Annotated in this window: 18 protein-coding genes and 1 riboswitch; of the genes, 6 read left to right on the top strand and 12 right to left on the bottom strand. The window is 71.1% G+C overall.

Going from position 1 to position 23,470, the window contains the following annotated elements:
* Nucleotides 1-29 precede the first annotated feature (29 nt).
* Nucleotides 30-1,157, bottom strand: a complete 1,128-nt coding sequence (locus ABZ826_RS17440; protein WP_361448232.1) for a ferrochelatase — start codon at nucleotides 1,155-1,157, stop codon at nucleotides 30-32.
* 152 nt (nucleotides 1,158-1,309) lie between these two features.
* Here ABZ826_RS17440 and ABZ826_RS17435 point away from each other — a divergent pair, with 152 nt between their 5' ends.
* Nucleotides 1,310-2,557 carry an MFS transporter gene (locus ABZ826_RS17435; RefSeq protein WP_361448229.1) on the top strand — a complete coding sequence of 416 codons (1,248 nt, stop codon included), beginning with the start codon at nucleotides 1,310-1,312 and terminating at the stop codon, nucleotides 2,555-2,557.
* Nucleotides 2,514-3,836 (top strand): D-arabinono-1,4-lactone oxidase, encoded by a 1,323-nt coding sequence (locus ABZ826_RS17430; protein ID WP_361448226.1) that lies wholly within the window; start codon nucleotides 2,514-2,516, stop codon nucleotides 3,834-3,836. Before ABZ826_RS17435 ends, ABZ826_RS17430 begins: the two co-directional genes overlap by 44 nt.
* Nucleotides 3,837-3,849: 13 nt before the next feature.
* On the opposite strand, the gene ABZ826_RS17425 is transcribed toward ABZ826_RS17430, so the two are convergent.
* Nucleotides 3,850-4,869 carry a hypothetical protein gene (locus ABZ826_RS17425; RefSeq protein WP_361448223.1) on the bottom strand — a complete coding sequence of 340 codons (1,020 nt, stop codon included), beginning with the start codon at nucleotides 4,867-4,869 and terminating at the stop codon, nucleotides 3,850-3,852.
* 496 nt (nucleotides 4,870-5,365) lie between these two features.
* Here ABZ826_RS17425 and sepH point away from each other — a divergent pair, with 496 nt between their 5' ends.
* Nucleotides 5,366-6,430 carry a septation protein SepH gene (gene sepH, locus ABZ826_RS17420; protein WP_361448220.1) on the top strand — a complete coding sequence of 355 codons (1,065 nt, stop codon included), beginning with the start codon at nucleotides 5,366-5,368 and terminating at the stop codon, nucleotides 6,428-6,430.
* Between the two features lie 175 nt (nucleotides 6,431-6,605).
* On the opposite strand, the gene ABZ826_RS17415 is transcribed toward sepH, so the two are convergent.
* Nucleotides 6,606-7,433, bottom strand: a complete 828-nt coding sequence (locus tag ABZ826_RS17415; protein ID WP_361448217.1) for a sulfurtransferase — start codon at nucleotides 7,431-7,433, stop codon at nucleotides 6,606-6,608.
* Nucleotides 7,434-7,666: 233 nt separating this feature from the next.
* Between ABZ826_RS17415 and ABZ826_RS17410 the strand changes: the two genes are divergently transcribed.
* A complete protein-coding gene (locus ABZ826_RS17410; protein ID WP_361448214.1) occupies nucleotides 7,667-8,443 on the top strand; it encodes a VOC family protein in 777 nt (258 codons plus the stop codon).
* Between the two features lie 20 nt (nucleotides 8,444-8,463).
* Here ABZ826_RS17410 and ABZ826_RS17405 read toward each other — a convergent pair whose 3' ends face one another.
* From ABZ826_RS17405 to ABZ826_RS17385, 5 genes are all read right to left on the bottom strand, one after another.
* Complete coding sequence (locus ABZ826_RS17405; RefSeq protein ID WP_361448211.1) at nucleotides 8,464-9,348, bottom strand: PaaX family transcriptional regulator C-terminal domain-containing protein; 885 nt, start codon at nucleotides 9,346-9,348, stop codon at nucleotides 8,464-8,466.
* 43 nt (nucleotides 9,349-9,391) lie between these two features.
* Complete coding sequence (locus ABZ826_RS17400) at nucleotides 9,392-10,042, bottom strand: thymidine kinase (protein WP_361448208.1); 651 nt, start codon at nucleotides 10,040-10,042, stop codon at nucleotides 9,392-9,394.
* A gap of 79 nt (nucleotides 10,043-10,121) precedes the next feature.
* The gene (locus tag ABZ826_RS17395) at nucleotides 10,122-11,309 is read right to left on the bottom strand and encodes a nucleotide pyrophosphatase/phosphodiesterase family protein (protein ID WP_361448205.1); all 1,188 of its coding nucleotides are present in this window, start codon (nucleotides 11,307-11,309) and stop codon (nucleotides 10,122-10,124) included.
* Entirely contained in the window at nucleotides 11,309-11,905 is a 597-nt protein-coding gene (locus tag ABZ826_RS17390) for a DUF5998 family protein (protein WP_361448202.1), read from the bottom strand. The genes ABZ826_RS17395 and ABZ826_RS17390 overlap by 1 nt, the downstream gene beginning before the upstream one ends.
* Before the next feature lie 130 nt (nucleotides 11,906-12,035).
* Entirely contained in the window at nucleotides 12,036-14,993 is a 2,958-nt protein-coding gene (locus ABZ826_RS17385; protein ID WP_361448199.1) for a GNAT family N-acetyltransferase, read from the bottom strand.
* 172 nt (nucleotides 14,994-15,165) lie between these two features.
* Here ABZ826_RS17385 and ABZ826_RS17380 point away from each other — a divergent pair, with 172 nt between their 5' ends.
* Nucleotides 15,166-15,447 (top strand): HPr family phosphocarrier protein, encoded by a 282-nt coding sequence (locus ABZ826_RS17380; RefSeq protein WP_093898943.1) that lies wholly within the window; start codon nucleotides 15,166-15,168, stop codon nucleotides 15,445-15,447.
* Between the two features lie 137 nt (nucleotides 15,448-15,584).
* Here ABZ826_RS17380 and ABZ826_RS17375 read toward each other — a convergent pair whose 3' ends face one another.
* The 4 genes from ABZ826_RS17375 to ABZ826_RS17360 form a co-directional block, all read right to left on the bottom strand.
* Complete coding sequence (locus ABZ826_RS17375; protein WP_361448195.1) at nucleotides 15,585-16,301, bottom strand: GntR family transcriptional regulator; 717 nt, start codon at nucleotides 16,299-16,301, stop codon at nucleotides 15,585-15,587.
* 263 nt (nucleotides 16,302-16,564) lie between these two features.
* A complete protein-coding gene (locus tag ABZ826_RS17370) occupies nucleotides 16,565-17,365 on the bottom strand; it encodes a M23 family metallopeptidase (RefSeq protein ID WP_361448192.1) in 801 nt (266 codons plus the stop codon).
* Nucleotides 17,366-17,377: 12 nt separating this feature from the next.
* Nucleotides 17,378-17,545, bottom strand: a riboswitch (cyclic di-AMP (ydaO/yuaA leader).
* Between the two features lie 408 nt (nucleotides 17,546-17,953).
* Nucleotides 17,954-19,336 (bottom strand): pitrilysin family protein, encoded by a 1,383-nt coding sequence (locus tag ABZ826_RS17365; protein WP_361448403.1) that lies wholly within the window; start codon nucleotides 19,334-19,336, stop codon nucleotides 17,954-17,956.
* Between the two features lie 26 nt (nucleotides 19,337-19,362).
* Nucleotides 19,363-20,745, bottom strand: coding sequence for a pitrilysin family protein (locus ABZ826_RS17360; RefSeq protein WP_361448189.1), 1,383 nt, complete (start codon nucleotides 20,743-20,745; stop codon nucleotides 19,363-19,365).
* A gap of 269 nt (nucleotides 20,746-21,014) precedes the next feature.
* On the opposite strand from ABZ826_RS17360, the gene ABZ826_RS17355 reads away from it, so the two are divergent.
* On the top strand, nucleotides 21,015-23,465 hold the full coding sequence (locus ABZ826_RS17355; RefSeq protein WP_361448186.1) for a DNA topoisomerase IV subunit A: 2,451 nt from the start codon (nucleotides 21,015-21,017) through the stop codon (nucleotides 23,463-23,465).
* Nucleotides 23,466-23,470 lie beyond the last annotated feature (5 nt).

Here is a 23,470-nt window from a genome sequence, read left to right as displayed (position 1 = left end):
AGGGGGCTCTGACGTGCGGCAGGGGGTTGTCACGCGTACGGGCTGTCGGCGCCCGCGGCGGCGGGCTTGAGGGTCCGCGCCGGGCAGCAGCCGACCGGGCAGACGTCGTGGCTCGGGCCGAGCGTGCCCAGCGCGCACGGCCGCGCGCCGTGTCCCTGTTCGGCGGCGGCGCGCTCCAGAACCAGCTCCCGCACGGCGGCGGCGAACCGCGGGTCGGCGCCCACGGTCGCGGACCTGCGCACCGGGAGTCCCAGCTCGGCGGCCTTCGCGGTGGCCTCCGTGTCGAGGTCGTAGAGCACCTCCATGTGGTCCGAGACGAAGCCGATGGGGGCCATCACCACGGCGGGGACGCCCTCGCCGTGCAGGGTCTCCACGTGGTCGCAGATGTCGGGCTCCAGCCACGGGATGTGCGGGGCGCCGCTGCGGGACTGGTAGACGAGCTGCCAGGGGTACGCCACGCCGGTCTCCGCGCGCACCGCGTCGACGATCAGCCGGGCGACGTCGAGGTGCTCGGCGACATAGGCGCCGCCGTCGCCGTGCGCCTCCACCGGGCCGGAGGTGTCGGCGGCGGAGACGGGGATGGAGTGTGTGGTGAAGGCGAGGTGCGCCCCGCCCCGTACGTCCTCAGGGAGGTCGGCCAGCGAGGCGAGGACGCCGTCCACCATGGGCTGTACGAACCCGGGGTGGTTGAAGTAGTGCCGGAGCTTGTCGACCCGGGGCACCGGCAGGCCCTCGGCCTCCAGGGCGGCCAGCGACGCGGCCAGGTTCTCGCGGTACTGGCGACAGCCCGAGTAGGAGGCGTAGGCGCTGGTGGCGAGGACGGCGATGCGGCGGTGTCCGTCGGTGACCATCCGGCGCAGGGTGTCGGTGAGGTACGGGGCCCAGTTGCGGTTGCCCCAGTACACTGGCAGATCGAGTCCGTGCTCCGCGAAGTCCTTGCGCAGGGCGTCCAGCAGGGCTCTGTTCTGGGCGTTGATCGGGCTGACGCCGCCGAACAGGAAGTAGTGCTTGCCGACCTCTTTCAGCCGCTCCTCGGGGATGCCGCGGCCACGGGTCACGTTCGCCAGGAACGGGACCACGTCGTCCCGGCCTTCGGGGCCGCCGAAGGAGAGGAGCAGGAGGGCGTCGTAGGGAGCGGGATCGCACAGATCGGACATGGCACCGATCCTGCCACCCGCCTCGGACAGCGCTGCCACCGACGTCGGATCCCGGCCAACCCCGGTGTCGGGGCGCCCGTCGCGACCGTAAGCTGTACCGGCCATATTCACGTATTACTGGCGCGTGCGATCACGCTGTTCCGGAGCCCTCCTTGCCCAGTCCCTACCGCGCGATATTCGCCGCCCCCGGCACCAAGGGGTTCTCGGCGGCCGGATTCCTAGGCCGGATGCCGCTGTCCATGATGGGCATCGGCGTGGTGACCATGGTTTCCCAGCTCACCGGCCGTTACGGGCTCGCGGGCGCGCTCTCCGCGACGCTGGCGATGTCGGCGGCGGTGGTCGGACCGCAGATCTCCCGGCTGGTCGACCGGCACGGGCAGCGCCGCGTGCTGCGTCCCGTGACCCTGGTCGCGCTGGCGGCGGTGGCCGGGCTCCTGATCTGCGCGCAGCAGCGGCTGCCGGACTGGACGCTCTTCGTCTTCGCGGCGGGCGCCGGCTCCGTCCCCAGCGTGGGCTCGATGATCCGGGCCCGCTGGGCGGACATCTACCGCGGATCGCCACAGCAGTTGCACACCGCCTACTCGTGGGAGTCGATCGTCGACGAGGTGTGCTTCATCTTCGGGCCGATCATCTCGATCGGTCTGTCCACCGCCTGGTTCCCGGAGGCGGGACCGCTGCTCGCGGCCGGCTTCCTGCTGGTCGGCGTCTTCTGGCTGACCGCGCAGCGCGCCACCGAGCCGGTGCCGCATCCGCACGAGCAGCACACCGACGGCTCCGCGCTGCGCTCCACGGGGCTGAGGGTGCTGGTGGTGACGTTCGTGGCGACGGGGGCGATCTTCGGGGCCGTCGACGTGGTGACGGTGGCCTTCGCCGAGGAGCGGGGCCACAAGGCGGCGGCGAGCCTCGTGCTGGCCGTGTACGCGCTGGGGTCCTGCCTGGCCGGAGCTGTTTTCGGCCTGCTTCGCCTCAAGGGGCCGGCTTCCACCCGGTGGCTGGTGGGTGTGTGCGCGATGGCCGTGAGTATGATCCCCCTCCAACTGGCCGGGAGCCTCCCGTTTCTGGCCGTGGCGCTCTTTGTCGCGGGCCTCGCCATCGCACCGACGATGGTGACCACCATGGCCCTCGTCGAACAGCACGTACCGCGCACCAAACTGACCGAGGGCATGACCTGGACCAGCACCGGGCTCGCCGTCGGCGTGGCGCTCGGCTCCTCGGCCGCCGGCTGGGTGGTCGACGCGTCCGGGGCCGAGGCGGGGTACGCGGTGCCCGCCGTGGCGGGAGCGCTCGCGGCCGCGGTGGCGTTCCTGGGGTATCGCCGGCTCAGTGGGCCGGTTCCTACGGAAGGGCGCGGGACAGATGACCGACACCGACGCACGGACGACGACGAGCGCGTGGCGTAACTGGGCCGGGAACGTCAACGCCCGTCCGGTACGGGCCGTGTCCCCCGCCTCCGTGCCGGAACTCGCCGAGGCACTGCGCCGGGCGTCCGAGGACGGGCTGAGGGTGAAGCCGGTCGGCACCGGTCACTCCTTCACCGCCACGGCGGCCACCGACGGCGTGCTCATCCGCCCGGACCTGCTCACCGGCATCCGGAAGATCGACCGCGAGGCGATGACGGTGACCGTCGAGGCCGGCACCCCGCTGAAGCGGCTGAACACCGCTCTGGCCAGGGAGGGCCTGTCGCTCACCAACATGGGCGACATCATGGAGCAGACGGTCGCCGGGGCCACCTCCACGGGAACCCACGGCACCGGTCGTGACTCGGCGTCCATATCCGCGCAGATCCGCGCCCTCGAACTCGTCACGGCCGACGGCACGGTGCTGACCTGTTCCGAGAAGGAGAACGCCGACATCTTCGCCGTCGCCCGGATCGGGCTGGGCGCCCTGGGCGTCGTCACGGCGATCACCTTCGCCGTGGAGCCCGTCTTCCTGCTGACGGCCCGCGAGGAACCGATGGGCTTCGACCGGGTCACGGCCGATTTCGACGAACTGGTCGCCGAGAACGAGCACTTCGAGTTCTACTGGTTCCCGCACACCGGCAACTGCAATACCAAGCGCAACAACCGCAGCGCGGGCCCCGCCGCCCCGCCCGGGAAGGTCAGCGGCTGGATCGAGGACGAGCTCCTCTCCAACGGGATCTTCCAGGTGGCCTGTTCGTTCGGCCGGGCGGTCCCGGCCACCATCCCCTCGATCGCCAAGATCTCCAGCCGCGCCCTGTCGGCCCGTACGTACACCGACATCCCTTACAAGGTCTTCACCAGTCCGCGCCGGGTGCGCTTCGTGGAGATGGAGTACGCGCTGCCGCGCGAGGCCGCCATGGAGGCGCTGCGCGAGGTCAAGGCCATGGTCGAGCGTTCGCCCCTGCGGATCAGCTTCCCGGTGGAGGTCCGTACGGCTCCCGCCGACGACATCGCGCTCTCCACGGCCTCGGGCCGGGAGAGCGCGTACATCGCCGTCCATCTCTACAAGGGCACGCGCTACCAGGCGTACTTCACGGCGGTCGAGCGGATCATGACCGCTCACGCCGGCCGCCCGCACTGGGGCAAGGTCAACACCCGCGATGCCGAGTACCTCGCCGGGGTGTACCCGCGGTTCGGCGAGTTCACCGCCGTGCGCGACCGGCTGGACCCGGACCGGCTCTTCGGCAACGACTATCTGCGCCGGGTACTGGGCGACTGAGCACCGCGACCGTTCACTGCCCGGTGCCCGTGCCCGAGGTGGCGCTGTCGCCCTGCGCGGGGGCGTCGCCCGCACCCGGGGAGTTCGGACCGGTGCTGCCGCTGTTGCCGGGCGCCGACGGGGAGGGCGTGGCCGCCGGGGACGGGCCGGTCACGCTTCCGGACTTGTCGGACTGCGTGGGGCTGGGCGTCGGATCGGCCGAGGAACGGTCGCGCTGACCGGAGTCGGAGTTCCCGCTCTGCCCGTCCTGTGGGCCCGTGCCGGGCGTCGCACCGCTCTCCTGCCCCGGGGCCTGCCCCCGGGCGGGTTCGTCGCTGGTCGACGGTGCCGGGTCGTTCGACCCCGAGCCCCGTTCCCCACCGCGTACGACGGAGCCGACGGTGGTTCCGTGGCCGCCGCTCAGGTCATTGCCGGAGACCAGTTCGAACGTGGTGATGCCGGCCATCGTCACGGCGAAGACGACGACCGCCCCGAGCGCCGGCCGCTTCCAGCCTCGCAGCCGGGTGCCGTGGGTGGTGGCTTCGGAGAACTCCTCGTCCTGGTCCGGACGGCCCGCCGTCGTCGACCGTGCCCCGTCGAACCGCCGCACCAGCCGCGTACGGTCCGGGTCCACCGGCACACTGCGCAGCACGGTCGTGGCGTCGACCTCACGCAGCGCGGTCGTGGCGTCCACGGCGGGCATCACCGTGGTGGCGTCGTGGGTTCCGGCCGGTGGCCGCCGCTCCCCCTGCGCCCCGCGCGCGTCGACCGTCTCCCTCGTCCGCACGGTCACTTCCCGGCCCGGGTGCTTCACCTGCACCGTGACCTCGCGGATCTGCTCCCCCGTGCGGCGGAAGAAGTGCTGGAAGACCGAACCGCCACAGGTGGCGACGACGCTCATGACGCCCGCGCCGAGGATCGTTCCGTACACGCCCAGCTGGGAGGCCGCCACCGCTGCCGCGACCGCTGCCACCGCGCTGCCCGCCACCTGCGGCAGGCTCAGATCTATACGCCTTTCTTTGGGTTCTATGTCACTTTCCGGCTTCTGCACCATTTCCAGCCCTTGATTGACATCTCTCCCACCATGCAACAGGAAGGGACATTTGAGCGAAGTGAATAGTTCCGCTTCGGGGGATTCTGTGAAGCAGGACACGAGTGGAGGTCATCCGCATCGGGCTGGGTGGCTCAACTCCCGCACCTCAGGAGAACTTCGGCGGCGCGGCGGTCCACCCACATGGCCCGAATGGAGTACTGTGGCGAGCCCTGGGGCCGGACACCCACGTGGGTGTCCGGGATCTTCGGGAGGGGGCCGAAGGAGGCACTCGATCCGGCGGCGCCACGGCATCGCACGGGGACTGACTACACGAGGTGACCAGCGGTCACATTGTGTTGCACAATAGGTCACCGTGTCATACCGGCGATCAAGGGCTCACGCCCGACACGCCGGGCAACACGGCAATGTTGTGGCAGGCTGCACCCGGGCAGGCCACACTCGACTAGCGGAAGCAGCGACGCACGTGACGTCGGCAGGCACCACCCGGGAGGTCCCCATGCCCGAACTGCGTGTCGTGGCCGTCTCCAACGACGGCACACGACTGGTGCTCAAGGCTGCGGACAGCACGGAGTACACGCTTCCGATCGACGAGCGGCTGCGAGCCGCCGTGCGCAACGACCGCGCGCGGCTCGGCCAGATCGAGATCGAGGTGGAGAGCCACCTCCGCCCCCGCGACATCCAGGCCCGGATACGAGCCGGTGCCTCCGCGGAGGAGGTCGCTCAGTTCGCCGGCATCCCGGTAGACCGTGTCCGCCGCTTCGAGGGCCCTGTGCTCGCGGAGCGCGCCTTCATGGCCGAGCGGGCCCGGAAGACTCCTGTGCGCCGTCCCGGCGAGAACACCGGCCCCCAGCTCGGCGAGGCGGTGCAGGAGCGGCTGCTGCTGCGCGGCGCCGACAAGGAGACCGTCCAGTGGGATTCCTGGCGCCGCGACGACGGCACCTGGGAGGTCCTCCTGGTCTACCGGGTCGCAGGCGAGCCGCACTCGGCGAGCTGGACGTACGACGCGCCGCGCCGGCTGGTCCAGGCCGTGGACGACGAGGCCCGTTCGCTGATCGGCGAGACCGACGACGTCGCCGCGCCCGAGCCGAGCTTCCCGTTCGTGCCCCGGATCGCCCGGCTGCCCCGCGACAGGCCGCTCGACCGCGCCCTGGACCGCCAGATGGAGCGCCCGACGGCCCCGGCCCCCGTGCCGGAGCCCGAGGAACACATCGGCGGTATCTCGGCCGGCGAGCGCGACTCGCTGACCAGCCTGCTGGAGGCTGTACCGAGCTTCCGTGGCGACATGGTGGTACCTGAGCGGCCCGCACCGTCCGAGCCTCCGGCCATCGAACCCGCGCAGGAGCCGGAGGCCGATGAGCCGCCTGCCGCCGCGGCCTCCGTCGGCGCCGGTTCCGCCTATGCGGATGTGCTGATGCCGCGGGCAGTGGCGGGTCACCGCGACCGGCTGACCGGGACGACGGACCGCCAGGCCGAGGCGGACGGCGTCCGGCCGGGCCGCCGTGCCGCCGTGCCGAGCTGGGACGAGATCGTCTTCGGTACGCGCCGCAAGAAGCAGGACTGAACGGGGTAACCGCAGCATGACGAGGGCCCGTACGCCGCTGCGTACGGGCCCTCGTGCCTCACGCGCCCCTGGTGCCTTACGCGAGCCTCGCGACGGATGTGCGTCCTGCGCCCCGGCCGGGCGAGGCCGGGGCGCCCTGTGGCGGTGCCGGTCGATCCGCGCGGCGCGGATTCCGTTACTGGGGGTCGGGGCCCGTGGCGACCGGGCGGGACTCGTCTGCGGACCACTCGGACCAGGAACCCGCGTACAGCGCTGCGGAGATCCCGGCGATGGCCAGGGCCAGCACCTCATGAGCGCCGGACACGCCGGAGCCGCAGTAGACGCCGACCTCCGGCGCCCGGTCGGCGCCGAGCCCCTCGAAACGGTCCGCCAGCGACCGGGCGGGCAGGAATCGACCGTCGTCCCGTGCGTTCTCGGAGGTCGGGGCCGAGACCGCACCCGGGATGTGCCCGCCCACCCGGTCGATCGGCTCCACGTCGCCCCGGTAGCGCTCGGCGGCCCGCGCGTCGAGCAGCAGTCCGGTACGAGCCAGCGCCGCCGCTCCGTCCGCGTCCAGCAGCGCCAGCGCACCGGGGACCGGCCGGAAGTCGCCCTCGGCGGGGATCGGGGTCTCCTTCTGGAGCTCTCCCTTCCAGGCCGCAAGGCCGCCGTCCAGGACCCGGACGTCCTCGTGCCCCGTCCAGCGCAGCAGCCACCAGGCGCGCGCCGCCGCCCAGCCCTGGCCGCCGTCGTACACGACCACCGGGGCGTCCCGGGAGACACCGGCCCGGCGCATCACCGCGCCGAACTCCTCCGGATCGGGCAGCGGATGACGGCCGCCGACGCCCGCCGGACCGGCGAGTTCCGCGTCCAGATCGACAAAGACCGCGCCGGGGATGTGCCCGGCCTCGTAATCGGGTCGGCCGTGCGGGCCGCCCAGCTGCCAACGTACGTCCAGGAGCACCGGCGGACGTGGCCCCGCCGACTCGCTCAGGTATTCGGATGCGGTGATGATGGGCTTCATGGGTGCCATCCTCGCGCAGGAGCCGCCCCACTCGTCATACGGTCAAAGCGAACGTACCGCCCAAAACCGGTCTCCCTCAGGCGAGATCCCGGAAAGTGCGGCGCGGCCGGGGCACATTGTGCGCCGGGTGGTGCAAGCATCTGCACGGGGCATACACATCCTGTACCGCACGGCGGCACACCGGCCCCGTTCCCCCCGTACGGCCACCACGATGGTCCGAGGAGAGAGTGACGATGACCGAGGCTGCCGCCCGGCGCACGCCTGGAACACCTTGCTGGGTGAGTCTGATCGTGCACGGACTGAGCACGACCCAGGACTTCTACGCCGCCCTGTTCGGCTGGGAGTTCGTGCCCGGACCGGACCAGCTGGGTCCGTACGTCCGCGCGCTGATCGACGGGAAAGTGGTCGCGGGCATCGGACAACTACCGCCCGAACGCCATCTGCCGGTCGCCTGGACGACCTATCTGGCCACCGACAACGCCGATGTCACGGCGGAGATGATCCGCTCCTGCGGCGGCACGGTGGCCGTCGGACCGCTCGACGCGGGTGAAGCGGGCCGGCTCGCCATCGCCTCCGATCCCAGTGGCGCGGTCTTCGGAATCTGGCAGGCCGCCGCTCACATGGGTACGGCACTCGCGGGCGCCCACGGCACCCCGGTCTGGAACGAGCTGATGACCCGCGAGACGTCAACGGTCTGCAAGTTCTACCAGACGGTCTTCGGCTACGAGGCGGAGGCCGTGGTCTCGGCCGATTTCGACTACCAGACCCTGCATCTGCACGGCCGTCCGGTGGCCTCGCTGCACGGCGTCGGCCACGCCCTGCCGCGCGACCGCGGGCCGCACTGGATGACCTACTTCGAGGTCGACGACACCGACGAGGCCGCCCACCGTGTGGCGGACCTCGGCGGATACATCTTGCAGCCGCCCCGCCAGGGGTCGACCGGCCGGGTGGCGACCGTGGCGGACCCGGAGGGCGCGGTGTTCACGATCGTGCGGTCGGCGGCCCGCTGAGCCGTCGGGCCGCGGGGCGGTCAGCCGGTGCGGACCCGTTCGACATGGCGGTGCGCGGGTCCGGCCAGTCGGGCGTGCATCTCGTCGAAGAGTTCGGACGCTTCGGTTCCGCACCACTCCGCGGGCAGCAGTTCACGCGCCACGCCCGGGTCGAGGTAGACGAGCCGACGCCAGTCGGTGAGCACTCTGATGTACGTCGTGAACGCCTCGCGGTCCGTCACCGGTCCGCCGCTCGCGATCTGCTCGGCCGCTGGACGGTGCGCCGCGACGAATTCGACGTACAGCCGCTGCAGGCGGACGGTGTCCCACCAGGAGCGGACCTTCGCGGCCAGGTCCGCTCCGCCGCCCTCGTCCTCGTGCCCGGCCACGGAGAGGTAGTCGGCCCGGAACAGGTCGGCGTACGAACGCAGGCCGTGCCGAGCCAGCATGTCCTCCGCCTCGTCGTGCACATGCCCCGGTGCGATCCACACCCCGGCCGACACGGAACCGAAGCCGAGCCGGGTCAGCTGGGTGCGCAGGGTGTGCCGCTTGGCCCGTTCGGACTCGGGTACGGAGAAGACCACCAGCACCCAGCCCTCGTCCACCGTGGCCCTGCGGGCCGCGAAGATGCGCGGATCACCGCCGCGCAGAATGCGTTCGGTCTCGGGCGAGATCCGGTATCCGGCGGCTCCGGAGACCGATTCCGCGTCGAGCAGTCCGGCACGCTTCAGCCGGGAGACCGAGGAGCGCACGGTGGGGCCCTCGACACCGAGGTCGGCGAGCAGCTGGATCAGCGAGGCCACGGACATCCAGCCGTCGGTGTCGCGCGCGTACAGCCCGTAGACCGTCACGATCAGCTGCCTCGGCTGCACCTTACCCAGCGGGCCCGGTTCGGACTCGGCCTCTTTTCCGCTCACCGTGTTCACAGCGTCATCCTAAGCATCCGTACCCGACGCCGGAGGGGACGGTTCAGGCGGAGGAGACGGGCAGCACATCCGGCGAGAGCGCGCCCGCGCGGGCGCCCGCGCTGGTCGTCCTGCGCTGGTGGTGACGGCGGCACAACACCTCGTAACCGACCTCGCCCGCCTGGTGATTGACGTCCCCCACCACCACCTGGGCGCCCTCGACGACCATCTCGCCGCCGACCGTTCGCGCGTTGTGCGTGGCCCGAGCGCCGCACCAGCAGAGCGCTTCGACCTGGAGCGTCTCGACCCGGTCGGCCAGTTCGATCAGTCGCTGCGATCCGGGGAACAGCTTGGTCCGGAAGTCCGTGGTGATACCGAACGCGAAGACGTCCATGTCGAGGTCGTCGACGACACGGGCGAGCTGGTCGATCTGGACGGGGGCCAGGAACTGCGCCTCGTCCACGATCACGTAGTCCGCCCGGCCGCCCCGGCTTATGCGGTCGACGAGGTACGCGTACAGGTCCATGCCCTCATCGGCCTCGACGGCCTCGGTGACGAGGCCCAGGCGCGAGGAGAGCTTGCCCTCTCCCGCCCGGTCGTCACGAGTGAAGATCACGCCTTGCAGGCCACGCGCCGAACGGTTGTGGCCGATCTGCAGCGCCAGCGTGCTCTTTCCGCAGTCCATCGTTCCGGAGAAGAACACAAGCTCGGGCATGAGTGGCTGAGGACCTTTCGGGCGGGCGAGGCAGGACCGGGAAAACGGTGGTGGCGGACCTGCGGTGGGAAAAACGCGCTTACGAGCGTACTTCGAGCAGCGGCACGAGCTGCTCGACGGGGGTCATGGAGCCGTGCATGCCGACCATCGCGGACTCGTGCGGCTCATTGACCGAGGCGGTGATCACCACGTCGTCGTGGGCCGCCGCGACGACATCGCCGATCCTGCCGTGGACACGTTCATCGACCTTCGGGCCGAACCAGCCGGCCGCGATCGCCTCGTCCCGGCTCGCCACCCAGAACTGCTCCCCGAGCACTTCCCGCCAGACGGTCAGTACGTCGTTCTCGGCCCCCGGGACCGCGTACACATGCCGTGCCCGGCCCTCGCCACCGAGCAGGGCGACACCCGCACGCAGCTCCCAGTCCTCGTCGAAGTCGATCCGGGACCGCTCGTCGAAGGGGATGTCGATCATGCCGTGATCGGCCGTGATGTACAGCGCCGAGCGGGGCGGGAGCTGTTCGGCCAGTCGCTGGGCCAGGCCGTCCGCGTACATCAGCTGTCCCCGCCAGGCGTCGGAGTCCACGCCGAAGCGGTGTCCCTTGCCGTCGACCTCGCTGTAATAGGTGTAGACGAGTGAGCGGTCACCGGCGGCGAGCCGTTCGGCGGCGACGTCCATCCGCTCCTCGCCGGACAGCCGGCCGAGGAACGAGCCCCCGCTGAGTGCGATCTTGGTGAGCGGGGTCTGCTCGAAGACGGGTGCGGAGACCTGGGCGGTGCACACCCCCGCGGCCTCGGCGAGCGAGAATACGGTGGGGTAAGGCTGCCAGGCCTTCGGCGAGGTCCAGGGCTTCCAGCGGAGCTGGTTCATCAGCTCGCCGGTCTCCGGATTGCGCGCGGTGTACCCGGGCAGGCCGTGCTCGCCGGGCGGAAGTCCGGTGCCGACCGAGGCCAGCGACGTCGCGGTGGTGGCCGGGAAGCCCGCCGTGACCGGACGGCCGGAGCCGCCGCGCGAGGTGGGGAGCAGGGAGTGCAGAAACGGTGCCTCGTCCGGGTGGGCCTTGATCTGTTCCCAGCCGAGACCGTCGATCAGGAACACGCAGTTCCGGTCGGCCGGGGTGAGTTCGGGGATCGCCGCGGTGAAGCCCGGTACGCCCTGTCCGGCGACGAGCGTGGGCAGCAGATCGCAGAGCGAGCCGCTGCCGTACTCCGGGACCGGGGCGGTGTCGACGGGGAGCAGAACGGGGTCCTGCCAGGCCGGCTGGGCCATCAGCGGCCGGTCGCCGCGGTCGCGGCCGTGGCCTCGGAGAGCGACTGCGCGAAGGCAAGGGTCTGGCGCACGGTGTCCGGACCGTCACCGGCCTCGCTGACCCGCAGGCTCAGATCGTCGGCGGTGGAGCTGCCGGTGTAACCGTGGTCGGCCTCGCAGTTGGGGTCGCCGCACGCGGCCGGCTCCAGGTCGATGCGGGAGACGGCGCCCCAGCCGATGGTGAGGACGACCTCGCGGGGCAGCGTGCCCGGTACGTACTTCTCCGGGTTGGCCACGACGCGGCTGACCACGACCGACGAGATCCGGTCGAGCTTGACCGACTCCGTGGAGGTGGTGGCGTACGGCGTCGGGGAGCTGGTGTCCGCGTTCTGCTCGTCGGTGTGGCTGACGATGAATCGGTTGTCCGTCAGGACCAGGACCGTGACATGGCGCCGCACCTCGTTGGAGTCGAAGGTGGTCTCCTGGTGCACAAGGTACGAAGCGACCGGCTCACCGCCCACGGCCGCCTCCACCGCCTCGGCCACGAGGGCCGGGTAGTAGCCACTGCGCTCGATCGCCGTGCGCAGCCCCTGGGTCGTCGTACCGGTCTTAGCCATGAGCACCATCCTACGGGGGACGGACGGCTGCCGGGGACGGTGTGCGGCAGGGCCGGCCTGGCCCGGAGCGGCGAGGGAAACCGTGCTTTCGCGCCCGTCCGGCGACGGATGCCGAAGCCTGCCCCTCCGCTCAGTAGTTGGGGAGCCGACGGGGGCCGAGGTCGGTGCGGGCCGGGGGCGGCGAGAGCCGGACGCTCGCACCGAGAACGGCCAGTCCCTGGGTGGCGACCACGACCGGCTCCAGGGCCACGGAGACCACCTCGGGGTGGTCGTCGACCAGCCTGGACACCCGCAGCAGCAGTTCTTCGAGCGCCGCGGTGTCCACGGGCGCCGCGCCACGCCAGCCGAACAGCACCGGGGCGGCCCGGATGGACCGGATCAGCTCGGCGGCGTCGCGGTCGGTGGCCGGAACGAGGCGGTGGGCAGTGTCGCCGAGGAGTTCGGAGGGCGCGCCCGCGAGTCCGAAGGAGAGGACGGCGCCCGCCGCCGGGTCGATCGCGGCCCGGACGACGGTGTCGACGCCGCGCGGCGCCATGGCCTGGACGACGGGCTGGAGTTCGGCGGGCTTGCCGAGCAGCTCGGTCAGTTCGCCGTACGCCCGGCGCAGGGCGCTCTCGTTGGCGAGGTCCAGCCGGACACCGCCGAGATCGGCCCGGTGGCGCAGATGGGGGGCGGTGGTCTTGAGCGCCACGGGGTAGCCGAGCCGAGCCGCCGCGGCGACGGCGGTTTCCGGGTCGGGGGCCTGGAGGGTCGGTCGCACGGTGATGCCGTAGCGGCCCAGGAGATCCCGCGCCTCGTCGGGCGCGAGCGGCCGGCCCCGCGGGTCGGGGTCGGAGCCGAGGAGGGCGTGGATCAGGTCGGCGGCACCCGGCTCGTCGATGGTGTCGTCGAGGAACTCGGGCACCTTGCCCGGCACGGCGGCCTGCCGTCGCCACTGCGCGTACCTCACCGCTTCGGCCAGGGCCCGCACGGCCCGCTCGGCGGCGGGGTAGGCGGGGATCCGGCCGCTACGGGGGCCGGATCCGGGGCCGTCCCCGTCGTCCGCTCCGGTGGCGGCGGAATCCGGTGCCGCGGGGCCGACGGGCCCGAGTTCGGGGCCGGATGCCGCAGGGGCAGGCGTGGGGGCGGTGGCGGTTCCCTGCGGGAAGGCGGTGGCTCCGGCGTGTGTGGAGGTGAGGGCGCCGAGGGGCGGCGCCGAAGGGCGCGGCAGCGCGACCGTGCTGGTGGCCGCGGCGAGAGCCTCCGCCAGGCCGCCGATCTCCACATGGACGACGGCCACCGGCTTGGCGGGGCCGGCCGCCGCGGCCGCGTGCAGCGCGGTCGCCAGCACCTCTCCGCCGCCCGATTCCGCCTCGCCGTCCTCTCCCACCCACGGGATCGCCGTCACGACGACCGCGTCGCAGCCCTCGTCGGCGAGTGCCTCGGCCAGGGCGTCCCGGAAGTCCTGCGGGGTGGCGGCGGTGGTGAGGTCACGGGGCGGGCGCGGTCGCAACCCCTCGGCCAGGCAGGCGTCGTACGTGAGCAGACCGAGCGACTCGGAGTTGCCGAGGATCGCGACCCGTGGCCCCGCGGGGAGGGGCTGGTCGGCGAGGAGGAGGCCCGCGTCGACCATCTCCGTCACCGTGTCGACGCGGATCACGCCCGCCTGCCGCATGAGCGCCGAGACCGTCGCGTCGGGGATCCGGCTGACCGGCACCGCGTGGCCGGGCGGAGTGGAGCCGCTGTGCCGGGCGCCCTTCACCACGACCACCGGCTTCACGGCCGCGGTGCGCCGTGCGAGCCGGGTGAACTTGCGGGGATTGCCGATCGATTCGAGATACAGCAGGGCGACATCGGTGTCCGGGTCCTCGTACCAGTACTGGAGGAAGTCGTTGCCCGAGATGTCGGCACGATTGCCCGCGGAGATGAAGGTGGAGAGGCCGGCGCCGCGCCGGTAGAGCCCGGAGAGCAGCGCGATGCCGATCGCTCCGGACTGGGTGAACAGGCCGATACGTCCGGGCGCGGGCGGATCGGGGGCGAGGGAGGCGTTCAGCCGGACGGTCTCGGCGTTGTTGATGACGCCGAAGGCGTTCGGGCCGATGATCCGCATCCCGTACGAGCGGGCCTGGCGGACGAGTTCCCGCTGTCGTTCCCTGCCTTCGGCGCCCCATTCGGCGTATCCGGCGGAGACGACGACCAGGCCCTGGACACCGTGCTCGCCGCAGTCGGCCACGGCCTCCGGTACCCGGTCGGCGGGGACGGCGACGACCGCGAGGTCGACCGGTTCGCCGATCTCGCCGACGGAACGGTGTGCGGGGACGCCGTCGATCATGCCCCGGTCGGCGGGGAAGGCGCGGTTCACGGCGTAGGCGCGGCCGGTGAAGCCGGCACCGAGGAGGTTCCGCAGGACCGTGCGGCCGACCCCGCCGGGAGTGCGGCCGACGCCGATGACGGCGACGGATCCGGGGGCGAGCAGTCGTTGCACGGAACGGGCCTCGGCGCGCTGCTCACGGCCGCGCTGGACGGCGAGCGACTCCTCGGTCGGTTCGAGGTCCAGGGTGAGATGGACGGAACCGTCCTCGAAGCTGCGCTGCTGGGTGTAACCGGCGTCCCGGAACACCTTGATCATCTTGTTGTTGGCGGGCAGCACCTCGGCCGCGAAGCGGCGGATGCCCCGCTCGCGGGCGACGGCCGCGATGTGTTCGAGGAGCGCCGAGGCCACGCCCCGGCCCTGATGCGCGTCCTGGACGAGGAAAGCGACCTCGGCCTCGTCGGCGGGCGCGGAGGCGGGCCTGCCCCGCCCGTCGATCCGGTCGTAGCGGACGGTCGCGATGAACTCACCGCCGACCGTGACCGCGAGGCCCACCCGGTCGACGTAGTCGTGATGGGTGAAGCGGTGCACATCACGGTCGGACAGACGCGGGTACGGAGCGAAGAAACGGTAGTACTTCGACTCGTCGGAGACCTGCTCGTAGAAGCTGACCAGCCGTTCGGCGTCGTCCGTGGTGATGGGCCTGATCCGCGCAGTTGCCCCGTCCCGGAGGACGACGTCCGCTTCCCAGTGGTCGGGATACGCATGATGCGGACTCTGCTCCGGCGAGGGCTGCATGGGCCAAGACTACGGCTCCGTCAGCGGTCGCGTAGGTCCTGGGGCCGGGGCAGTCTGAGGGGGCCGATCGGCGGTACGGCGCAGGATTTGGGCGTGCTACCGATCGGCCGGAGCATCGCGCACCACATGAGAGACTGGTCTAGACAACCATTGATTCCTGAAGGGCAGAACCATGGCTGAGCGCCGCGTCAACGTCGGTTGGGCCGAGGGCCTGCACGCCCGTCCCGCATCCATCTTTGTCCGTGCCGCCACGGCTTCCGGCGTCCCCGTGACCATCTCCAAGGCCGATGGCAACCCGGTGAACGCCGCTTCCATGCTCGCGGTGCTCGGCCTCGGCGCGCACGGCGGCGAGGAGATCGTGCTGGCGTCCGAGGCCGATGACTCCGAAGCCGCCCTGGACCGCCTGGCGAAACTGGTCGCCGAAGGGCTCGACGAGCTTCCGGAGACCGTCTGAACCATTTCCTGCGAGAGAGCCGCGGCAGCCTTATTCGGGGCCGCGGCTCCATGCATTTCCGGGCAGCGGCCGGCGAAGAGAATTCGGGCAGCCCAAAGAATCCCGAACGGAATTACCACCCTTTGTATACGGCGTGATTATTGATTCCGAACACCGGGAGTGTTTACGGAATGTTGCGAACTCCTCACCCGACCCGCGCGGGAGGCGGTCGGCTGACGGCCCGGCCGGTCGGCGCGGCGCAGCCGGTGCACGGTCGTGGCCCGTTCGGCGTGCTGGGTGGCCAGCGTCCTCGCCCGTCCCGCGTCACCGCGCGCCACCGCGTCCACGATGGCTCCATGCTCCGCCCAGGAATCCACCGGGTGGGCAGGCTGATCGACCACGTACATCCAGGTGATCTTGTGGCGCAGCTGGGTGAGCGTCGCGATCAGGCTGGAACTGTCCGAGGCCTGTGCCAACGTCTCGTGGAACCAGCCACCCAGTGAGCGCAGGTCCTCCCCCTCGCCCCGCCTGGCCCGCTCCTGACCGAGCCTGACCAGACCGCGCAGCACCTTGAGATGCGCCTCGGTGCGGCGCTGCGCGGCGCGCGCGGCACCCAGCGGCTCCAGCAGCGCCCGGACCTCCAGGAGGTCGGCGGCCTCCTGCTCGGTGGGCTCGGCGACACAGGCGCCCGCGTGCCGGCGGGTGACCACGAACCCCTCGGACTCCAGGGTGCGCAGCGCTTCCCGCACCGGGACACGGGAGACCCCGTAGCGGCGCGCCAGCAACTCCTCGGTGAGCCGGCTGCCGCGTTCGAAGACACCGGAGACGATGTCGTCACGGATTGCCGTGCATACCGAATGCGCCGGAATACGCATGTCCGAACCTCCGCCTTAATCCCCGCGAAACGCGGCCGACCGACGTCTGTTCTGCGACTCTATTGCAATGCGGCGTCATTTCCGATGCCGGGTGGAAATTCATGAATATCTTTTGGTCGCGGGGCGGCCGGCCGTCGGCACCACGGGCGGTGCGGCGGTCGATTCGGCGGTCGGGCGCGGGGGGGCGCGTCCGACCGCCGGGCGCGACGAAGGCCCCGGCGTGACGCCGGGGCCTTCGAAGGGGCGCTGAGGACGGTCGCCGGTCAGACGTTGACGCCGTGAGCGCGCAGGTACGCGACGGGGTCCATGTCGGAGCCGTACGAGGGCGTGGTCCTGGCCTCGAAGTGGAGGTGCGGTCCGGTGGAGTTGCCGGTCGAGCCGGAGAGGCCGATCCGCTGACCGGCACCGACGCTCTGGCCGACGGAGACGCCGATCGAGGAGAGGTGGCCGTACTGCGTGTACGTACCGTCCGTCATCCGGAGCACGATGTTGTTGCCGTACGCGCCGCCCCAGCCGGCCTCGACGACCGTTCCCGCGCCGACGGCGACGACGGAGCTGCCGGACGCGGCGTGGAAGTCGATGCCCGAGTGTCTGCCGGAGGACCAGAGCGAGCCGCTGGACTTGTAGCCGGTGGTGACGTACGAGCCGGCGACCGGGAGCTGGTAGGAGCCCAGACGGGTGCGCTCGGCGGACCGGGCGGCGCGCACCTTCTCGGCACGCGCCTCTGCCTCACGCTCCGCCTCGGCCTTCGCCTCTGCGGCCTTCTTCTTGGCCTCGGCCCTGCGCTGGGCCTCCGCCTTCGCCCTGGCCGCGACATCGGCCTGACGCTTCTGCTCGTCGGCCTGGGCGGCGACCTGGTCGGCCAGTGCACCCTCGATCGCGATGATCTGGTTCAGACCGGTCTCGCTGACGGAGGGAGTCCCCGCGTCCGCAGCGAGGGCCGGGGCGGCCATGCCGCCGATGACTCCGGTGGTCGCCAGAGCCGCGGTGCCGGCGATCTTCGCGCTCCTGCGGGTCAGTCGGCTCGGGGCACGATGCTTCCCGGTGGCACGGGTGAAAGCCATGGAGTGGCGGATCCTTTCCTTCCTTCTCGCCTACCGGGTTAGCTGACGGGTTCGGAACAGGAAGGTCTCCTACGGACGCCCCGGCCTCACCGAGGTACAGGCATCCGATTCACCCCAGGGACTGCGTGGGTCCCCGGCTCCCCAGGCTCGCGCCTGATGGGGACTCGGCGATGACTGCCCGGTACGTCACGGTTGCGGCATACGAGTGGCGGACAGCCCAGCCGACGCTAAGCGGCGTCACTTTCATTCACCAAACGGACAGGCCGTTTTGTAGCGCATCCCACAGGGCAGACAGGCAACCTCCCCGCCAGAACGAACAAAAGGGAGACCCTGGCGACACGTGACGCACAGAAGCCTCCCTTTTGTCCCGGTATGCACACCGATGGCGAATCGGTGGACCTACTGGTGCGACCGGCACTCAGCCGGTGCGACCTGCTCCGCCGTGCCGACCCGTGCGACCGGGAGCTCCGCCGGTGTCCGATCGAACGTGACAGTCGACCGGTGATCTGTCACACGCGACCGGGCGGCCGGCCGGTCGCACCCGCACCGGGTCGGCCGTCCGGCATCCGCAACGGGGTACGACGACGGTCAGCCGGCGACCACCGACACCTCTCCGATGCCCAGTGCGCGGACCGGCTCCTCGATCCGCGCGGCGTCACCGACGAGGACCGTGACGAGCCGGTCTCCCGGGAAGGCGTTGACCACCGCCGCAGTCGCCTCGACCGTGCCGGTCTCCGCGAGCCGGGCGTACAGCTGTGCCTGGTAGTCGTCCGGGAGGTGCTGCTCGACCTGATCTGCCAGAGTGCCCGCGACGGAGGCCGCCGTCTCGAACTTCAGCGGTGCGACGCCCACGAGATTCTGCACGGCCGTCTCGAGCTCTTCATCGGTCAGCCCCTCGGCCGCCAGGGTCCGCAGGACCGTCCACAGGTCCTCCAGCGCCGGCCCGGTGGACTCCGTGTCCACCGATCCGCTGATGGCGAGCATCGCGGCGCCGGTCGCGCCCGAGGCGGAGTCCGGGGCCGACGACCGCAGCACCTGGGCAAAGGCCCGCACGCCGTAGGTGTAGCCCTTCTCCTCGCGCAGCACACGGTCCAGCCGGGAGGTGAGCGTGCCGCCCAGGCAGTACGTGCCCAGCACCTGGGCCGGCCACACGCTGTCGTGCCGGTCGGCGCCGATCCGGCCGATCAGCAGCTGCGTCTGCACCGCGCCGGGACGGTCGACGATCACCACTCGGCCGGTGTCGTCGGCGGTGATCGGCGGGACCGGACGGGGCTCGGCGGCGTCGCCCGACCAGTCGCCGAGGGTGTCGGCGAGCAGGGCGTCGAGGTCGATGCCGGTGAGGTCGCCGACGACCACGGCGGTCGCCGCGGACGGCCTGACATGGGCGTCGAAGAAGGCACGCACGGCCGCCGAGTCGATCCGCTCCACCGTCTCCTCGGTGCCCTGGCGCGGGCGCGACATCCGCGCCGTGGCCGGGAAGAGCTCTTTGGAGAGCTGCTTCGCGGCTCGCCGGGCCGGATTGGCCTGCTCGTGCGGGATCTCGTCGAGCCGGTTGCGCACCAGCCGTTCGATCTCGCTGTCGGCGAAGGCGGGCGACCGCAGCGCCTCGGCGACCAGCGCGAGCGCCTTGGCCAGCCGGGAGGCCGGGACCTCCAGGGAGACCCGGACTCCGGGGTGGTCCGCGTGCGCGTCGAGGGTGGCGCCGCAGCGCTCCAGTTCGGCGGCGAACTCCTCGGCGGTGTGCTTGTCGGTGCCCTCGGACAGTCCCCGCGACATGATCGTGGCCACGCCGTCGAGGCCCTCGGGCTCCGCGTCCAGAGGGGCGTCGAGGAAGATCTCGACCGCCACGACCTGCTGGCCGGGGCGGTGGCAGCGCAGCACCATGAGGCCGTTGGGCAGGGCGCCGCGCTCCGGCGCGGGGAAGGCCCAGGGCCGTGCGACGCCGGGCGTCGGCTGCGGGTGGTACTGCATCGAAACTCCAGTCGCGGCAGCGTCGGTCACTTGTCCGCCCCTTCGTGCGCGTCGGTGTCGTCGGCGTCGGTCTCATCAGTGTCCGCCGCGTCCGCGGGCTCGGCCGATTCGACCGGCTCGTAGACCAGCACCGCCCGGTTGTCAGGGCGCAGCTGGGCCTTGGCGACGGCCTGGACCTCTTCCGCGGTGACGTCGAGCACCCGCTGTACCGCGGTCAGGGCGAGCTGCGGGTCACCGAACAGCACGGCGAACCGGCAGAGTTCGTCGGCGCGGCCCGCGACCGTACCGAGCCGGTCCAGCCACTCCCGCTCCAACTGGGCCTGTGCGCGCTCCATTTCCTCGGGCGTGGGGCCCTCGGCCGCGAACCGGGCCAGCTCCTCGTCGACCGCGGCCTCGATCTGCGGCACCTCGACACCGCCGGACGTCTTGACGTCCAACCAGCCGAGCGAGGGGGCGCCGGCCAGTCGCAGCAGCCCGAATCCGGCCGCCACGGCCGTACGGTCACGGCGCACCAGACGGTTGTGCAGCCGCGACGACTCGCCGCCGCCGAGCACGGTCAGCGCGAGATCCGCCGCGTCGCACTCACGGGTGCCGTCGTGCGGCAGCCGGTAGGCGGCCATCAGCGCGCGCGCCGGGACCTCCTCGTGCACCTCTTCGCGCAGCTGCTCGCCGATGGTCTCGGGGAGCGTACCGTCGCGCGGCGGCTGCTTGCCGTCGTGGGACGGGATGGAGCCGAAGTACTTCTCGATCCAGGCCAGCGTCTGCTCAGGATCGATGTCGCCGACGACCGAGAGCACCGCGTTGTTGGGCGCGTAGTACGTCCGGAAGAAGGCGCGCGCGTCCTCAAGGGTCGCCGCGTCCAGGTCGGCCATCGAGCCGATCGGCGTGTGGTGGTACGGGTGGCCCTCGGGATAGGCCAGGGCCGTCAGCTTCTCGAACGCCGTGCCGTAGGGAACGTTGTCGTAGCGCTGGCGCCGCTCGTTCTTGACGACGTCCCGCTGATTCTCCATGGACTCCTCGTCGAGCGCGGCGAGCAGCGAGCCCATGCGGTCGGCTTCCAGCCAGAGGGCCAGCTCCAGCTGGTGCATGGGCATCGTCTCGAAGTAGTTGGTGCGCTCGAAGCTGGTGGTCCCGTTGAGCGAACCGCCGGCCCCCTGCACCAGCTCGAAGTGCCCGTTCCCCTTGACCTGGCCGGAGCCCTGGAACATCAGGTGCTCGAAGAGGTGAGCCAGACCGGTGCGACCCTTGACCTCGTGGCGCGAACCGACGTCGTACCAGAGGCAGACCGCGGCGACCGGGGTCAGATGGTCCTCGGAGAGCACCACGCGCAGGCCGTTGGCCAGACGGTGCTCGGTCGCTGTCAAGCCGCCGGAGCCGGCCCGGGCTGTGGCCGTGTGACCCATGGGCATGTACGTCCCTTCGATCGCGATACTGGATTTCCTGCGAGACCTGCCACTGTAAGCAAGCGCACAGACACCTGACGAAGTTCCCATACCGCGGAAGTTCGCGGGAAAGAGGGTCGTGCCCCCTCCCGACGGGTCGTGAAACCACCCCGGCAGGGGTCCGGAGCGGCTCTTGGGACGGGTCGAGGTCGGCGATGTCAGTGCGGCGGTCCACAATGGTCGGCGTCAGAACCTGAGGTTGCCCGAACAGAATCCGTGAAGGAGTCGCAGCAGCGATGGCCCGCCGCAGCACGAAGACCCCGCCGCCGGACGACTTCGAGGAGAAGATCCTCGACATCGACGTCGTCGACGAAATGCAGGGCTCCTTCCTTGAGTACGCGTACTCGGTGATCTACTCACGGGCCCTGCCGGACGCCCGTGACGGCATGAAGCCGGTGCACCGCCGCATCGTGTACCAGATGAACGAGATGGGCCTGCGCCCCGACCGCGGCTTCGTGAAGTGCGCCCGTGTCGTGGGCGAGGTCATGGGCAAGTTGCACCCGCACGGCGACTCGTCGATCTACGATGCGTTGGTCCGTCTGGCACAGCCGTTCTCCATGCGGCTCCCCCTGGTGGACGGCCACGGCAACTTCGGCTCGCTCGGAAACGACGACCCGCCGGCCGCCATGCGGTACACCGAGTGCCGGATGGCCGACGCGACGTCACTGATGACGGAGTCGATCGACGAGGACACCGTCGCTTTCCAGTCGAATTACGACGGCCAGGAGCAGGAGCCGACCGTTCTCCCGGCCGCGTACCCGAACCTCCTGGTCAACGGGTCGTCCGGGATCGCCGTAGGCATGGCGACCAATATGCCGCCGCACAACCTGGGCGAGGTCATCGCCGCCGCCCGTCATCTCATCAAGCATCCGGGTGCGGACCTGGAGACCCTGATGCGGTTCGTCCCCGGCCCCGATCTGCCGACCGGTGGCCGGATCGTGGGCCTGGGCGGGATCAAGGATGCCTACGCCGGCGGGCGGGGCACGTTCAAGATCCGCTCGACCGTCTCGGTGGAGAACGTGACGGCGCGCCGCAAGGGCCTGGTCGTGACCGAACTGCCCTTCGCCGTCGGGCCGGAGAAGGTGATCGCCAAGATCAAGGACCTGGTCTCGTCCAAGAAGCTCCAGGGCATCGCGGACGTGAAGGACCTGACCGACCGCGAGCACGGCCTGCGCCTGGTCATCGAGGTGAAGAACGGCTTCGTTCCGGAGGCCGTGCTGGAGCAGCTGTACAAGCTGACGCCGATGGAGGACTCCTTCGGCATCAACAATGTGGCGCTGGTCGACGGTCAGCCGCTCACGCTGGGGCTCAAAGAGCTGCTTGAGGTCTACCTCGACCACCGCTTCGACGTGGTGCGCCGGCGCAGCGAGTTCCGCCGTGGCAAGCGCCGTGACCGGCTGCATCTGGTCGAGGGCCTGCTCGTCGCGCTGATCGACATCGACGAGGTCATCCGGCTCATCCGGTCCAGTGACAACTCGGCTCAGGCCAAGGAGCGGCTCATCGAGCGCTTCTCGCTGAGCGAGACCCAGACGCAGTACATCCTGGACACCCCGCTGCGCCGTCTGACCCGGTTCGACCGGATCGAGCTGGAGAGCGAGCGGGACCGGCTCAACGACGAGATCGACAAGCTGACCGCCATCCTCGATTCGGACAGCGAGCTGCGCAAGCTCGTCTCCTCCGAACTGGCCGCGGTCGCGAAGAAGTTCGGTACCGACCGGCGTACGGTGCTGCTGGAGTCGGCCGGTTCGCAGGTCGCCTCGGTGTCGCTGGAGGTGGCGGACGACCCGTGCCGGGTGCTGCTGTCCTCGACCGGACTGCTGGCCCGTACCGCCCATGACGATCCGATCGTCTTCGCCGAGGACGCCAAGCGCGCCAAGCACGATGTGATCGTTTCGGCGGTGCCGGCGACGGCCCGCGGCGATGTGGGTGTGGTGACGTCGACGGGACGGCTGCTGCGGCTCACGGTGATCGATCTGCCCCAGTTGCCGGATACCCACGCCGCACCCAACCTTTCGGGCGGTGCGATGGTGTCGGAGTTCCTCACGCTGGAGAGCGACGAGGAGGTCGTCTGCCTCACCACCCTCGACGAGGCCTCCCCCGGCCTGGCGATCGGCACCCTGCAGGGAGTCGTCAAGCGGGTGGTGCCGGACTACCCGGCCAACAAGGACGAGTTGGAGGTCATCACCCTCAAGGACGGTGACCGGATCGTCGGCGCGGCCGAGCTGCGCACGGGCGAGGAGGATCTGGTCTTCATCACGTCCGACGCGCAGTTGCTGCGCTACCCGGCGGCACAGGTGCGGCCGCAGGGAAGGCCGGCAGGAGGCATGGCGGGGATCAAGCTCGTCGCCGACGCGGTGGTGATCTCGTTCACGGCGGTGGATCCGGCGGCGGACGCGGTGGTCTTCACGGTGGCCGGTTCGCACGGCACGCTGGACGACTCCGTGCTGACGTGCAAGCTCACCCCGTTCGACCAGTATCCGCGCAAGGGCCGGGCCACCGGTGGGGTGCGTTGTCAGCGGTTCCTCAAGGGCGAGGATGTTCTGGTGTTCGGCTGGGCGGGCGCGACGCCGGCCCGCGCCGCGCAGAGGAACGGCGCGCCGACCGAGCTGCCGGAGCCGGACCCGAGGCGCGATGGTTCGGGGACGCCGCTGGTCAAGCCGGTCGCGGTGATCGCGGGCCCGGTGTAGGAGTC

Origin of the sequence: Streptomyces sp. NPDC047515 (assembly GCF_040643055.1) — a bacterium.
Lineage (GTDB): Bacteria > Actinomycetota > Actinomycetes > Streptomycetales > Streptomycetaceae > Streptomyces.
This window is presented reverse-complemented; position numbering and strand designations above follow the sequence as displayed.

Bases quoted from the DNA above. Each gene is read 5' to 3' on its own strand.
- ABZ826_RS17440 (WP_361448232.1), bottom strand. From the start codon at position 1,157: ATGTCCGATCTGTGCGATCCCGCTCCCTACGACGCCCTCCTGCTCCTC.
- ABZ826_RS17430 (WP_361448226.1), top strand. From the start codon at position 2,514: ATGACCGACACCGACGCACGGACGACGACGAGCGCGTGGCGTAACTGG.
- ABZ826_RS17425 (WP_361448223.1), bottom strand. From the start codon at position 4,869: ATGGTGCAGAAGCCGGAAAGTGACATAGAACCCAAAGAAAGGCGTATA.
- sepH (WP_361448220.1), top strand. From the start codon at position 5,366: ATGCCCGAACTGCGTGTCGTGGCCGTCTCCAACGACGGCACACGACTG.
- ABZ826_RS17415 (WP_361448217.1), bottom strand. From the start codon at position 7,433: ATGAAGCCCATCATCACCGCATCCGAATACCTGAGCGAGTCGGCGGGG.
- ABZ826_RS17410 (WP_361448214.1), top strand. From the start codon at position 7,667: ATGACCGAGGCTGCCGCCCGGCGCACGCCTGGAACACCTTGCTGGGTG.
- ABZ826_RS17400 (WP_361448208.1), bottom strand. From the start codon at position 10,042: ATGCCCGAGCTTGTGTTCTTCTCCGGAACGATGGACTGCGGAAAGAGC.
- ABZ826_RS17395 (WP_361448205.1), bottom strand. From the start codon at position 11,309: ATGGCCCAGCCGGCCTGGCAGGACCCCGTTCTGCTCCCCGTCGACACC.
- ABZ826_RS17390 (WP_361448202.1), bottom strand. From the start codon at position 11,905: ATGGCTAAGACCGGTACGACGACCCAGGGGCTGCGCACGGCGATCGAG.
- ABZ826_RS17385 (WP_361448199.1), bottom strand. From the start codon at position 14,993: ATGCAGCCCTCGCCGGAGCAGAGTCCGCATCATGCGTATCCCGACCAC.
- ABZ826_RS17380 (WP_093898943.1), top strand. From the start codon at position 15,166: ATGGCTGAGCGCCGCGTCAACGTCGGTTGGGCCGAGGGCCTGCACGCC.
- ABZ826_RS17375 (WP_361448195.1), bottom strand. From the start codon at position 16,301: ATGCGTATTCCGGCGCATTCGGTATGCACGGCAATCCGTGACGACATC.
- ABZ826_RS17370 (WP_361448192.1), bottom strand. From the start codon at position 17,365: ATGGCTTTCACCCGTGCCACCGGGAAGCATCGTGCCCCGAGCCGACTG.
- ABZ826_RS17365 (WP_361448403.1), bottom strand. From the start codon at position 19,336: ATGCAGTACCACCCGCAGCCGACGCCCGGCGTCGCACGGCCCTGGGCC.
- ABZ826_RS17360 (WP_361448189.1), bottom strand. From the start codon at position 20,745: ATGCCCATGGGTCACACGGCCACAGCCCGGGCCGGCTCCGGCGGCTTG.
- ABZ826_RS17355 (WP_361448186.1), top strand. From the start codon at position 21,015: ATGGCCCGCCGCAGCACGAAGACCCCGCCGCCGGACGACTTCGAGGAG.